At 67.7% G+C, this 13801-nt stretch carries 9 protein-coding genes; 3 read left to right on the forward strand and 6 right to left on the reverse strand.

The window, feature by feature from the left end; genetic code table 11:
- Positions 1-19: 19 nt before the first annotated feature.
- The 3 genes from ADL12_RS08985 (at position 20) to ADL12_RS08995 (ending at position 3024) form a co-directional block, all read left to right on the forward strand.
- On the forward strand, positions 20-955 hold the full coding sequence (locus ADL12_RS08985) for a TIM barrel protein (protein ID WP_062700373.1): 936 nt from the start codon (positions 20-22) through the stop codon (positions 953-955).
- Positions 955-2268, forward strand: a complete 1314-nt coding sequence (locus tag ADL12_RS08990) for an FG-GAP repeat domain-containing protein (RefSeq protein WP_062700375.1) — start codon at positions 955-957, stop codon at positions 2266-2268. The genes ADL12_RS08985 and ADL12_RS08990 overlap by 1 nt, the downstream gene beginning before the upstream one ends.
- A gap of 354 nt (positions 2269-2622) precedes the next feature.
- A complete protein-coding gene (locus tag ADL12_RS08995) occupies positions 2623-3024 on the forward strand; it encodes a PLP-dependent aminotransferase family protein (protein WP_062700377.1) in 402 nt (133 codons plus the stop codon).
- A 392-nt stretch (positions 3025-3416) separates the two neighbouring features.
- Here the strand turns inward: ADL12_RS08995 and ADL12_RS09000 are convergent, their stop codons facing one another.
- The 6 genes from ADL12_RS09000 to ADL12_RS09030 all read right to left on the reverse strand — a co-directional run bounded on the left by ADL12_RS09000 (position 3417) and on the right by ADL12_RS09030 (position 13676).
- Entirely contained in the window at positions 3417-4940 is a 1524-nt protein-coding gene (locus ADL12_RS09000; RefSeq protein ID WP_062700379.1) for an AMP-binding protein, read from the reverse strand.
- Between the two features lie 240 nt (positions 4941-5180).
- The gene (locus ADL12_RS09005; protein ID WP_062700381.1) at positions 5181-6110 is read right to left on the reverse strand and encodes a cupin domain-containing protein; all 930 of its coding nucleotides are present in this window, start codon (positions 6108-6110) and stop codon (positions 5181-5183) included.
- Positions 6111-6916: 806 nt separating this feature from the next.
- A complete protein-coding gene (fxsT, locus tag ADL12_RS09015; protein ID WP_062700384.1) occupies positions 6917-10774 on the reverse strand; it encodes an FxSxx-COOH system tetratricopeptide repeat protein in 3858 nt (1285 codons plus the stop codon).
- Positions 10758-12032 (reverse strand): TIR-like protein FxsC, encoded by a 1275-nt coding sequence (locus ADL12_RS09020; protein WP_062700386.1) that lies wholly within the window; start codon positions 12030-12032, stop codon positions 10758-10760. Before ADL12_RS09020 ends, fxsT begins: the two co-directional genes overlap by 17 nt.
- Positions 12033-12057: 25 nt before the next feature.
- Positions 12058-12903 carry a macro domain-containing protein gene (locus tag ADL12_RS09025; protein ID WP_062700388.1) on the reverse strand — a complete coding sequence of 282 codons (846 nt, stop codon included), beginning with the start codon at positions 12901-12903 and terminating at the stop codon, positions 12058-12060.
- Positions 12904-12929: 26 nt separating this feature from the next.
- Positions 12930-13676 carry a TIR domain-containing protein gene (locus ADL12_RS09030; RefSeq protein ID WP_062700390.1) on the reverse strand — a complete coding sequence of 249 codons (747 nt, stop codon included), beginning with the start codon at positions 13674-13676 and terminating at the stop codon, positions 12930-12932.
- Positions 13677-13801: the final 125 nt, after the last annotated feature.

Consider the following 13801-nt stretch of genomic DNA (forward strand, 5'->3'; position numbering starts at 1 on the left):
GAAGAACAAGGAGAGAGTCATGGTGGATCAGGTGAAGCTGAACGTCAAAATCGGGATCACTCCCACCTGTTGGCGGAACGCGGACTTCGAGGAGATCGGGAAGTCCATCAAGCCGCAACAGATCGTCAAGGAAATCAAGGAGGCCGGGTATCTGGGGTGCAGTCTGGCCCCTTATTTTCCGGGGAACAAAGCCAAATTGGACGAGCTTCTGGGGCAAAACCTGGTCATCACCGAGCCTTGGGTAGGAACCCTGTTCACCCAGGACGGCGGGCTGAAGAAGACCATCGACGAGTTCCGGAAGAACCTGGAATTCTGGAAGCAGATGGGCGTACGCCGGATCGGCGCCGCGGAGATGGGAGGCGCAGTCCATCTCCGTGAGATTGGCATCAACAAGCGGCCGAAGTTCTCCGCGGGGCAGTGGGACAGCCTGATCACCGGACTCAATACGCTGGGTGCCGAGGCCACCGAGAGGGGCATCCAGCTCTGCTATCACCCGCATATGGGCACCGGAGTGCAGACCCAGCAGGAGATGGACCGCGTCATGTGCGCCACCAATGCCAAAGACGTCCATCTGCTGCTGGACACCGGCCACCTCACCTGGGCCGGAGGCGACCCGGTCGAAGCGGTCCGCCGACACGGGCAGCGCATCAAGCATGTGCACCTGAAGAACGTCCGTAAGACGGTGCTGGAGAATAAGGCACTTGATCCGGCGAAGACCAGCTTCCAGACATACATCAAGGAAGGAATCTTCACCGTCCCCGGAGACGGGGAAGGAGTGGTCCCTTTCGACGCCTTCCTCAAGGAGCTGGAGGCGATCAAGTACAACGGGGACTGGCTGGTGGTCGAGGCCGAGCAGGATCCCGACCGGCTGAATAAATTCAACAAGACGCCGAAGTGGTACGCGGATAAGGCTCGCAAGTTTCTGTCCACCCGCCTGGAGAAGGCAGAGGTGTGATGATCCAGGTGAAGCAGCCTGCGTTCTCGGACCCGCAGGTGATCGACGCCAAGCCCGAGGACGGGTACTGGGTCCATGCCATGGACATCGACGGGGACGGGAACACCGATCTCGTGGCATCCGGACTGACCAAGGGAAGTGTCGTCTGGTACAAGAACCCGGGCAAGAAGGACCGCACCACTGCCTGGACGAAGCACGAGATCTCGGTCCAGGACAAGGGCGGCGTCAAAAAGCCCGTGGCCATGGACATCGCCGTCCTGGACGGCAACAGTCATCCTGACATCGCCCTGTGCCATGACTACGGCCAGTGCATGTTCAACTGCGGCAAGGAAGACGGGAAGATCTCCTGGCTGACCAACCCCGGTAATTCCGGCGGGGCTTGGCAGCGGGAGAAGATCGGAACCCTGGTCGCCACCCACCGGCTCCGGCTCGGCCACTTCACACCGACAGGAAAGCTGCAGCTCGCGGCCTTCCCGGTGGTCGGTCCGACCGGGGGCAAAAAGGGTGTCGGGGATCCCGCGTTGATCAAGCTGTACGAGAACTCCTCAGACGGCGAGTGGACTTCGACCGTCATCGACGACCAGAAATTCCGTATCGTCCATGCGATCGTGGCCAGGAAGTTCCCTGGCACCCCACGCCCCGATCTCGACTCCTTTATCGTGGCCGGAAAGGAAGGGCTCGCCTGGCTGGGCTACGGCTCCGACGGAAAGTGGGTGCGCAAGCCGATCGGCTCGGGTGCTACCCCGGCGCAGCAGTCGAGCGAGATCCCTTACGAGTTCCAGGGTACCGGAAACGTCGCCATCGGACGGGTCGGCGGCCAAGAGTACGCCTGCATGCTGACGGTAGAGCCCTTCCACGGCAATATCCTGGCGGCCTACACCCGGCCCTGGGGGGTCAAGCCCTTCGACCGTCCCTGGAACCGTACCGTGGTCAGGCAGTTCAAACAGCCGGTGTACGGGAAGGACGGACAGCCCAAGGACGCGGTGGGGCACCATGTGGTCGCGGCCGACTTCGACGGCGATGGCGATGACGAGTTCCTTGTCGCGATGCGCGGCCCGGACCCGCAGGGCGTCTTCTACTACAAGTTCAGCCCGGCCGGAAAGGTGTTGATCGAGCAGCAGATCAGCACCGACTCTGCGGCGCGCATCGCTGTGGCCGACTTCGACCGTGACGGGCGCCTCGACTTCGCCACCACCACCTATGAGACAGAGGGCTACTACAAGGCCGGAAACCCCAAGGTGCGGGTCTTCTACAACGACATCACCGGTGCGCACAAGGACGATCCCAAGGCCCCGCCCGGCGCCGACGGCTGATCTTCAGTCGACGGCCGGACCGGTCGTACGAGCCGTTCGCCCCGGGCGCCCCTACGAGGAGCGCACTCGGCGCACTTCGCCTGCCCGTGCGCTCCGGAACGCCTCCCCGTTCCAGTGGGGAGGGCACCTTATACCTCCTACGCTTCCCCTCCAGGAAGTCGCGACCTCCACCCGTGACGCAACCAGCGACCATCGAGCGTCCTTCGCGATAAGGCGGCTAAATCAGGTCATTTTCGCGGGACCTGCACGGGACCGCGCGCCTAACTTCGCGCTCTCGCGGAGTGGACCGTCCGACAGGTGATCAGGTAAGCGAAAAGTTTCCCTGACCATCGGCAATGAGGATTGTCGAGATCCTTGTTCCCGCCGTCGCCGGACACCACGTTCGCCGGATCGCACAATGGCTTCTCGCCGCTGGTGTTCTGGGACCACCTGGCCAGGCATTCGCACCAGGAGCATTTCAACAAGATCAAGGAGGCACAGCGCCTCACCGAGTTGCTGCTGAGGCAGCTTCAGAACCTGGAGAGCACCCACGGTCTCGATCTGTGGCCCGCCGGCAGCCCCGGTGTCCTCACCGTCCGGTTCCGCAGACCCAGCGACACTCTGGTCGCCAAGTGGTCGCTGTCCTGCGAGGACGTTCTGATGAACCCGAAGGATCCCACGAAGCCGGAGAGCTGGCGCAGTGAGGAACCTGCCCGAGGAGTGGACGAGCAGGTGGCAGCCGGCGTCCTTGTCCCGCGTCCGGGTGAACAGGCCTGACCTCGGGTATGGCTGTCATCGTTCTGCCGCTGTTGTGGCTTGAGGGGATTGGCAGCCCGGGGTGACGCGACGACTCGGCCACTCATTGGGGTGCGCGAACTGAATCGCTTCGTATGGACACGTCGGCGAGGTTGTCTGCTGGGACACGTACACGCACGACACCTCGGAGGTGACCGTGCCCGAACTGTGGGCCGGTACAGACGCTGGCAAGGCCGAGCATCACTGCACGCTGATCGACAAGGACGCCCTCCACCCGCAGCTGCGCGGTCGGCTCCCGTTCCTCCAACAACTCCACGACCCAAGGCACTTCGGCTCTAGGGACGAGACGACACCGTGTCCCGCCTCTGCCGCACCGCTGCGGGGGTCATGCCTGGTCGGCGGAAACGCAGCGATCATGTTCGGTAGGACAACGGCTGCTCAGCGGAGTTCGCCTGCTCCCGCAGCCGTTGTTTGTCCGGCTTGCCCTGGGGGGTCAGGGGGATCTCCGCGCACCAGAACACGGTCGTCGGACGGTGGGCCGGTGCGAGGGCCTGCTCCACCAGGTCACAGGCCTCGGCTGCCACCGCCGCGGCGTCGGGGGCGCTGCCGGGCGCCGGGACTAGGAAGGCGCAGACCTCCTCACCGGTCGATGCACTTACCCGGCCCACCACCGCGGCCTGGGCGACCGCAGGATGCCGGGTCAGGGCCGCCTCCACCGGCAGGCAGTAGACGTTGTTCCCATTGACCATCACCACGTCGACGAGCCGGTCGTCGAGGTGGAGGTAGCCGTCCGCGTCGATGTGCCCCACATCGCCGGTACGCAGCCAGCCGTCCCGGATCGCGGCAGCGGTCAGGTCGGGGCGTCTCCAGTAGCCGGTCATCATCGCCGCTGATCGCGTCCAGACCTCGCCCGTCCGCCCGGCGATCAGCGGCCGCCCGGCCGCTTCGCGCACCTCGACCTCTACCCCGGGGGCCGGCCGCCCGGCCGAGGAGAGCAGGCTTGGCCGGCCGGCGACGGCGGCCTCGTGGTCCGAGGGGGTGAGGCGGCAGATCACCGCGGACTCGTTCGTCCCGTATCCTTGCTGCCAGCGGCCTCCCCAGCGGGTCACGGCCTGCCGCAGCCGCTCCGGCAGGATCGGCGCGGCGCCGTACGAGATCACGCTCAGCCCCGGAATCCCGGCGGCTGTTTCGGGATCGTCCAGCAGGCGGTAGACCATCCCCGGCATCAGGTACGTCGATACGGGCCTCAGCCGCCGACAGGCGGCCGCGAACTCCCGCGGCTCGAAGGCGGCCAGTACCTCCGTACGGCCGCCGCAGCGCAGCTGCTCCAGGGTGCGTCCGCCGGCGCGCTGGGCCAGCGAGGTGACGGAAACGTATGTCAACGGCTCCCCGGATTCGCGGCTGCCGCGGCCGTCGGCCCGGGCGGCGAGCGCCCGGTACGTGGACGCAATGCCCTTGGGTACGCCGGTAGTACCGCCGGTGTAGGTCACCCGGGCCACGTCGTCCTCCCGCGCCGCCACGGGCAGCGCCACCGCCTCCCGGCTGGCGGCCGCCCCCAGCAGCTCGTCCAGTCCGAGCCTGGCCGCCCCGGTGTCCGGGACCGGCATGTCGTGCACCACGAGGCGGGGCTGGCAGTCCCGCAGCACGAAGTCCACCCCGTAGGTGTACGGATGGACGACGATCTGGGTCAGCCGGGCCCCCAGCAGATGTGCCGCCAGCCGCACCTGGAGCACCTCCGGCCGGTTGCCGCCGAAGACGCAGGCGAGCCCGGCCCCCCGGCAGACCCCGCGCTCGGCCAGCTCGCCGGCCAGCCGGTACACGAGGTCCAACAGCTCGGAGAAGTCCAGCACGCGGTCCCCGGCACCGAGCGCCGGTCGGCCCGCGTACCGCTCCAACGCCCCGACCAGATCGGCGACATACCGTGCGACCGTTTCCATCATCTCCTCGCGAGTGGAGGCGACCGTACAAGCTCAGCCCTTGTTCCGCCCGTCGGCTGGCCGGCCAGCCGGTGCACCGCACGCTGTTGCAGCGGCACGGTGTTGACGCGTCCTGTACCCGGCCGACCATGGGCGGCATGAGGGACGTATCCCGAGCACTCTCGTTCAGCTCCATGGCCGCTGGGCCCGGGCGGGATCAGCGGCCGTCCCCGCCCGGGCTACTGCCATCGATCGAGTGCGTCAGTCCAGCTCGGTCTCCGCGAGGACTCTGCGGAGCACGTTCCAGGAGAGGTCCGAGTAGGTCTTGAACTCCTCCTTCTTGTGGGTGATCTCGTCGATGTACTCGAACACGTCGCGGCCCAGGTCCGCTGCGGCGAGCGAGTCCATGGAGAGTTCGTCCTCGTTCAGGTAGACGTGGAAACTGGCCGCGAACTCCGAGGTGGCGTTGAGGTATTCGGGGCCTGTGGGCCCGTTGTCGCCGTCCATCGGGCAGTAGACCTTGTGCACCGCGAACTTGTCACCGGACAACCAGGCACACTGCCCCGGGGTCAGGGTGACCAGGCCCTGCTTCCGGGCGTCCCAGGCCAGCTCTCCGTAGGCCATCACGTCGAGTTGACCGGCCAGGCAGTAGACGATTCCGGTGGTGTGGCCGTGCGAGTGGATGGGCGAGTAGTGCTGGGCCGGCCAGATCTCGAGGACGACCGGTGAGCCGTAGTCGCCCGGTTCGACACCCAGGTCCCGTGTGTAGCCGTACTTCGTGGCCCAGTCGTCGTAGACCCCGGTACCGGTGCAGGCCACCCGGATGTACGGCGGGTGGGTGCGGTCCTTGTCCGCCTTGTCGAGCAGGATCCTGCGCAGCAGTCCCAGCTTCGTGCCGGGCTCGTCAGCCGTGAGGGGACCGGGTTCGAGGTGCTTGCGCATGGCCTCGACCTCCCAGGCTGCCAAACGGATGTTGGCGGCCTTGCGGGCCAGGTCCATGATCGCGGGAGGCACCATCAACTGCTGGACGTACTCGTCGAACGACGACGGCTGGGCGATGACCAGCGCCGGAGTCAGCCGGTCGGCCTGGATGCGCAGCTGCCGTTCCTCCTCCTTGGTCACGTGGAACGGATGCCGCGCACCGTTCGAGTCGGTCGGCGTGGTCCTCGATACCGAGTTCTGGACTGCCAAGGATGCCTCCATCTGCCAGATGCCGCCACATCGGCGTGCGATGTGCGACGGCTGTGCGTACAGGGGTGCGTGTGCCCGGGTGGGTGGCATCCTCCCAGCCCGGCGGTACCGGGAGCAGCAGCGGCTGAGCCGAACGGAGCAGCTGCGAGGGGAGTGCAGAAACCCTCCTGCTCGTGTGCCCCGGACAGCGCTGCCGGTGTCTCCGGCCAATCGGAAGATCCCCCGGTGGAGTGCCCTACTCGTAACCCTGGACCGGCCCTCGTCGCCGAAGCCGACCCTGGACCGCAGGACTCGGCGGACGCCAGCACCCGCCGCTGGCGTCCCGCCGGGGGCACCGTTGGCGATTTCGGCGGCTGCCTGTGTCGGGGCGGAGCAGGATGAGGGTCGCCGGGGAGCCGCCCGGACTGTCCCCGGGCCGCGGGCTCTCCCGCTCTATCTCGGCTCCCGATCTCCTACTGGAACAGCACGAGCTCGCCGCTCGCCATCGAGTCGACGGACTGCGTGAGGAAGCCGACCGCATCCAGGCCGAGCCGGCCGCGGCCGAGCAGGAATGGCAGGAGTGGGCGATCGCCCGCAGGCGGGTCGACACGATGCTGACCCCGGACGATGGCATCACCGCCGAGACGGAGGTCACCGAAGATCGCGGGATACGGACCCGCAGTCGGGGCCCCGGGATGTGGCCCACAGGTGCCGGTGTGGCGCCAGGGCCTCGTCCCAGTCAGGCCAAATCACCGGGCTCACCTTCCACGTCCATCAACCCCCGAACGCTGGCCCGGGCTGAGTCGCTTCGGTCGGGGGCGCAGTGACTATGCAGGCAGCAACGGTTCGAGATCCCGGTCGATGCGCTGCCATCCCCGAGCCGCCGCTGTCCAGGCATGTTCGTCACCCAGCCGTTGGGTAAAGGTGGCCACGACCCGGTCCCGCAGTCGGCCGGCTTCCACCGTGCGGCCGAGCGAGTGCAGGGTGACCGCCAGGCCCAGCTCGGCGATCAGGGTGTCCGGGTGCTTGTCCCCCACACGGTCACGCAGAGCCTTTGCGCAGGTCCGTGACAGCTGCTCCGCTTTGTCGAACTGCTCCAGATCACCAAGGGCGTTGGCCAGTGTCAGCCTGCCGCACAGCGTGTACGGATGAGCGTCGCCGAGGTGCTCGCCGAGCGACTGCACTGTCCGGGTGGCCGACGCCAGAGCCTTGTCCGTCTCCCCGGCCGCGCGCAAACAGACCGCATAGTTGTGCTCGCAGACAGCGGTGTCCGGGTGCTCGGCACCACAGACCCGAGCGAAGCGGTGCTGGAGAGCACTGATGGCGGTGCATGCGCTGGGTAGGTCACCCGCCCAGGCCGTCACGAGCGCGAGGTTGATTTCGCAGGCCAGCCGATGGGGATCGTCCCCTTCCCAGGCGGCACGGTATCCCTTGTCGGCGGCCAGGGCGAGCGCGTGGGCTTCGTCCCGCTCGCCCATGCGGCGCAGGGACACCGAGAGGCTGACGGTCGCACGCAGCGCGCCGGGCTTGCCCCCCCGCGTATCCTCCAGGGCGGAACGCAGCACGGGAACGGAACCCGCGTAGTCGCCCACCTCACGCAGGTCGCGGGCGAGGCCCAGCGCTGACACCAGAGCCGACGTGTGCCCGTGCGCCGATACTCCGCGCTGCATCTGCAGGGTGGCCAGGCGGCGCTCCCGCGCGGCCGCATAGTCTCCCACTAGACGCAAGGACCGCGCCAGGGCTTCGGAGGCCGTCAGCGCCTGCGGATGCTCCTCACCGAACGACTCCCGGAATCCGGCGGCAACCTCCCGTGCCAGTTCCAGCGCCTCGGCGAACCGGCCCAGCGTCCGCAGGTCCTCCGCAAGGCCCGCCGCGGTCATCAGCGTGTGCGCGTGGCCCGCCGGCAGCAGCTTGCGCTGTCGCCTGAGCGTGTCGGAGTCCAGGTCGTATGCCTGGGTGTACGCACCCAGGTCCCGCAGTGCCGCAGCCTGGTGACCGCGCAGCAACAGCACCTGGTGGTCGACGTCGTTGCCGCCCCGGGTCCAGCTCCGGTCGAGACGACGCCCCAGTTCAAGAGCTTGCTCCGGCATGCCGCACTGAACGGTGCGGCGCAGCCGCTCGATGAGGATGGCCCGGGTGTCATCGTCCTGACACTTCTCGGCCTCGGAGTGGTCGAGGTGGGGCCACAGCTTTTCGAAGGCCCGGTCGACCGCGTCGGTGCCGGAGCCGTCGCGCCGCGGCCCGGCGGCGCTGAGCAACTGGTGCGCCTCGTGCCGGACCTCGTCGACCTCATGGGCGGGGAGAGCAGCCAACACCAGGCTCTGCACCGCGGGGTGCACTTTGAGGGTGTGACCTGCCTGGTCGACCTCGACCAGGCCGAGTCTGCTGATCTCCTGCACCACTCGGCCCAGCAGCATCGGCTCGTGCAGCGTGCCGTCGTGCGGTCGCAGGACGCGCAGGGCCGCGTCGCTGTACACCATGGGCAGCGGCACTGGCAGCGGTGCGAGGTGGCTGCACAGGGCGAGCAGTCGCAGGGACGCGGGAGCGCGTTCACCCAAGGTGGCCAGCGCCACCCGTGTACTGACGGCGACCGTGGGGTGAGCGCGGCCCTCCGGAGGGGCCGCGGTGGAGCCGTCGCTTTGCTCGGCCAGTTTCGACAGATACTGCTCGGCCGACGCCGTCTGTGCCAGCCACGCCCCGGCCTGCGCGACCGCGAGTGGCATGTCCTCCACCGCTGCCGCGATCCGGTCGGCGTCGTCGACCGTCAGCTCCGGAAGCCGTCTGCGAAGCAGCTCGATGCTCTGCTCCCGGGTGAACGCGTCGACCTCCACGGTGTCCATCGTTGTGCTCCATCCCCGGTCCCGGGAGGTCACCAGCACATGCCCGTGGACGCTGGAGGGCAGCAGTCCGGAAAGGCTTTCCGGGCCGCGCGCATTGCCGTAGATCAGCAGCCACCTCCCGTGCGGTGTGCCCCTGTCCAGCACGTCGAGGGCCCGGCGCGCGGCCTCGGGCACGCCGGTGCCGTCGCGCAGTCGCAGGCGGTCGGCCAGCTGCGCCAGTGACAGCAGGACCGACTCGCGGCTCTCCGCACGGATCCACCACACCAGGTCGTACGAGGCCTGGAACCTGTAGGCGTATTCCACCGCGAGCTGAGTGCGCCCGGCGGCACCGAGCCCGTCACGGGGGAGGACCACGGCCCGGTGGCCGCTCACGTCGAGTGTGGCGTGCAACCGGTCCAGCAGCCGATCGCGGCCCACGAACAGCGGATTGCGCGGCGGGGCCTCCCAGACGGCCGGCGTGTGTCCGGGGAAGCGGGGCCGCGCAGGCGGCAGTGGTCGGGAGACCGTCTCACCGGGCAGTCCGAGGCTACGCAGGACGGCTTCGGCCGTTCGCGGCTCGTCGAGGGAGGTCAGGTCGACGGGGTCGTAGTCGCTGAACGGCGCTGTCAGGGCGACGGATTCGACGCGAAAGGGGATCAACGGTCGCGGAGCGCCGGGGTCTGCGTCGCCGATGCTCTCCCACAGCGTGCGGGACTGCGGTGAGCGGAGGAAGGACGACGACAGCAGCGCCACCGTGCGGGGTGCCCTGCCCGGGGTGGACGGCTCGGCGCCGACGGCTGGAGCGAGTACCTCGAAGCCGGAGTGCGTGAGCAGTGAGTTGATCCACTCTGCCCACATCCGGTCCTGAGGCGCATACGACAGCCTCAAGGGAGTCGCGACGGGAGACATCGGGCGGACGTACGAGGCGAGGTGACGTCGGCGCAGATCGTCGTCGAGGGCCGGGAAACGTCGCACGCGTCCTTCGGTGATCCGGTCCGTCAGCCGCTCGAAGGCGGTCAGCAGACTGTTCGGGTCACCCGATGGATCCCCAAACGTGGCGAGCGTCTCCTCGTAGGCATATTCCGGCTGGTGTGGGATCTCCATTCCGGCCCAGTAGTCGGCAGGCAGACGCGGGAAGGAGGAGCGGACCAGCTCCCGCGCGGCGGCCAGGCGCGTGCCCCGGCCGTCGCCGACCCGCATGGCGACCGGCAGCATGCGCAGCGAGCGCGGATGGGCCTCCCGGGCGATGGACCGGGCCATGACGGCGGCACCCTCGATACTCTGCGAGCTCAGCGTAAAGCAGTTCACCAGTACGTCCGGCAGGTCAATCGTGCACAAGCCCACGAGATCGCTCACCCCGCACCGGCTGTCTATGAGCGTGTAGTCGTAACGGCTCTTCATGTCGTGACGCAGCGCGTCCAGGAATCGGGTGCCGCCGAACAAGTCGGTGAACTCCCGCCAGCTGAAGTCCATCAGATGGGTCAGGTACTCCCCGTCCTGCCGCCCCGCGGGCATGTAGTCGAGGGTCCCGCCGCTGGGGAAGATCCAGTCGACCGAAACCGCGTGCGGCAGCACTCGGGCATGACGCTGCCTCAGGTCGGCTTCTGGCTCGGTGCTGGTGTGCCAGTCCGCGACGTATTGGGCGAACAGGTTGAGCACGCCTGTGGTGGCGCCGGAGGTCGTGGCGTCGAGGAACGGATGGAAGTAGCGGTGCAGGCCGGGCGCCTCGATGTCCCAGTCCGAGGCAAGTACTCGGTAGCCGTTGGAGGCCAGGATCCAGGCGATGTTCGCCACGGCCATGGTCCGACCGGTGCCGCCCTTCTGGGAGTAGAAGGTGATGATCTGCCCGTCACGCCCGGCGGTCATCGGTCGCCTCCTCCAGGGGCCCCCTCAGCCGGGGCCGGGCGATCGCTGGGCCCTTGGGCGGATGGACCGGGGCGTACCGGATGAACTGCGCCGCCGCCCACTGGATCACGGTCGGCAGGATGGCGGCGAACGCCTCCAGCGACGGCACCCCGCCCGTGGCCGCCCGGGAGACGCTTCGGCCACGTTGGATGGTGCGCGGGAGGGTCTTCTCCAGGACGGTCTGCAACTCGTACGCCGCGGATGTGTTGTCCGGGTCGGATCGGTTCCACGGCACGATCACACTGACCCACGGTTGCGCTGCCAGGTCCACCCGGGCCAGCAGTTCTCGCTGCCCGGGGTCTGCCAGAGCCCACCTGTCGAGCAGCACCAGCGTCGGCCCGTCCGGCGGCCGGTCGGTGAGCAGACCGTCGGCCGCCTCGCTGAGCGGCTGGATCGCCGTCCGGTAGTCGAGTCGGCGCACCTCCTCGGCGGCGAACTCGGCGAGCGGACGGGTGGCGTCCGCATCGCTGACCCGGTACGGATTCCAGTCGACGGCGGAGGGCCCGTAGCAGTGGGGCGAGCGTCCCCGCGGCAGCTCCTGCATGCTGGGCGCCGCCACGACGATGCGCAGGCGCCGCGAGCCGGACCGTCGCCCGAAGGCATTGGGCAGATCGGCGAAGTCGAGTGGTTCCCCGGTGGGGATCGGATTCTGCTCGGCCGTGACGACGATCGCCCTGGCCAGCTGGTAGACCGCACGCTCGTACTCGTCGCGGAACATCCGCAGTTTCATCAGGCCGTACAGGCCTTCGGTGGCGTAGTCCCGGCCGAACTTCTCGTGATCGTATTGCAGGGCTTCCGCCGCGTCGGGAAGCTGTTCGGACTGCACCGGTACCCAGAGCGCGGGCACGATCGCCGGGTCGGCAGTGGCGCCCCTAGACCTCCGGTGTTCTTGGCGCTGGGAGAAGGCCCACCATTCCTTGCCGCACACGTCGCTGACGAAATAGCGCGGCGAGTAGAGCGGGACGAACACCCGGCAGGTCGCGAGCGCCTCCGACAAGCGATCGCTCCAACGTTCGCCGATACGCATCTCTCTTGCCATGAAGCCGATCGGCTGGCCCGGCGGATGGTCCGTCAGCGCCATGATGTAGTCGCACAGGTCCCGGAACAACTGGTGGACCCAGTGGTCGGGGTCCGCGGATGCGTCGAACCGCGGCGTGTGCGCGTAGCTCAGAAAGAAATACGGCGCCTGCCGGTCCGACCGATCCGGTTGCTGCCTCACACGAAGCCTCCCAACGGGCCGGCGGTCACAGCGTCCGCAGGAACGCGGCCAGCTCCAGCATGTCGACGCGCTCATAGTCACCCGGGTGGACCACGATCGTCAGCTCCTTGCACACGACCGACTGCCGTGACCTGGTGACGAATGACAGCAGGATCAGCTTGACCAGGCCAGCGTGGTCCATGCTGTCGATCCGGGCCAGGTCGGATCCGATGACCGGCATGGCCACGGCCTCCCGTCGTGCGTGCAGATGCACCGCCCGCCACAGTTCTCCCAGACTAAGCCAGAGCTGGTCCGGCCCCGAACTGACCGTCAGGTCGTTGCACATGGCGCCGTAGGCGGTGAGGAAGTACCGCTGTCCTGGCGAGCCAAGCAAGGCGACCGTGCCGACGGGGTAGCGAACGAGCTTTCCAGCACGTTTCGATGTCCGCTCCTCCACCCGAGTCGGCTGTGTGCCGAACAGAGCAGTATTGAGTTCATCGTCCAGCCGGGCGACGTCGCCCGCGTAGACCCTCTGCAGAAACTGGCCCTGCACACTGCGGCGCACGATCAGTAGATCGTCCTGGGTGTCCGTGTCGAATACGTCGTTGCTGCCGATGACGAGATGGCACGGCTGGTCGAACAAGTCGCCCACCGCAATGGTGACCCGGAAACCCGGACGGACGAACTCGTGGCTGATGCGATCCCGGGGCCAGGACCGCAGAGTGCCGCCGACCAAGGCCAGACAGGCAATGGCAAGAAAGGTCGCACCGCGAGGCAGAGAACTGTCCGGCCAGAAGGTGAGATACAGCTGAGCGGCACCCGACAACAAGCCGAACTGCACGGCGCAGGCTCGGCCCGCCGTGGACAGACCGAGCCGGGTACCGAACAGCATCCGCAACCGGTGTCTGATCGCCGGACTCATTCCGTCTCGCCCAAGCCCGACGTGTCGGTCGCCGGATCGGCGATGCGGACCGACTCGTCGTAGACGCCCGTGAACCTGGTCCGCTTCCTAGGAGGGTTGGCCTGGCCGTTGCGCAGCGCGTCCACGGCCCGCTCCAGGTCGGTGATCCGGTTGATCTGCTCATGAACCAACGAACTCAGCTCTTCCAGGATCTCTTCCGGCGACCTGCGCGGCGGCCCCTGCTCGTCGCTGTCCGCCGTCAGGTCGATCGTGGCCAGGCCGTCTCGCAGTTCGGGCCACACCTTACGGAACAGGTTCTTGACCCGGGTGTCGTCCGGGTGGCGGTTGGCGGACTCACGCAGGACCGCGTTGATGGTCTTGACCATCTTCAGCACATCCGCCTCGTCGTGCGCCCGCGTCGACTGGAATTGGCGCAGCGGGCTGCCCGCCACCTCCAAGTCCTTGTGGCTGCCCTCCAGCAGGAACGGCACGACTTGGCCCTTCCGCTCGTCGACCTCCTTCGACAGTGCTCCCGATTCGAAGGTGATCCAGGGAGCATCGATGTTGGCCCGGGTGATGCAGGCGATTCCAAAGGAGCTCTCGTCAAGCTGTTCCTTGAGCTCCGTCAGCCCGCGTGCCCCTTTCCTGATGCTGTCCGAGGAGACGAAGGGTTCAAGCTCGTCACTGAAGTAGGGCAACCACGAGGCAAGCAGTTCGGCACACGCCTGGGAGGCCGAACCGGACCAGCTCAGAAAGATCTTCATGAAGTCCCCCGGACCGCGACCTTGCATCGAGGATAGTGCCAACAGGGATCAACTGCCCCTGAAACAAGGCCTGTAGGTGTTCCGGCGGCTAGGCTGTAAGGCCCGGGAGCGCTCCGATCCCGGGC

The organism is Streptomyces regalis, assembly GCF_001509475.1.
GTDB classification, from domain to species: domain Bacteria; phylum Actinomycetota; class Actinomycetes; order Streptomycetales; family Streptomycetaceae; genus Streptomyces; species Streptomyces regalis.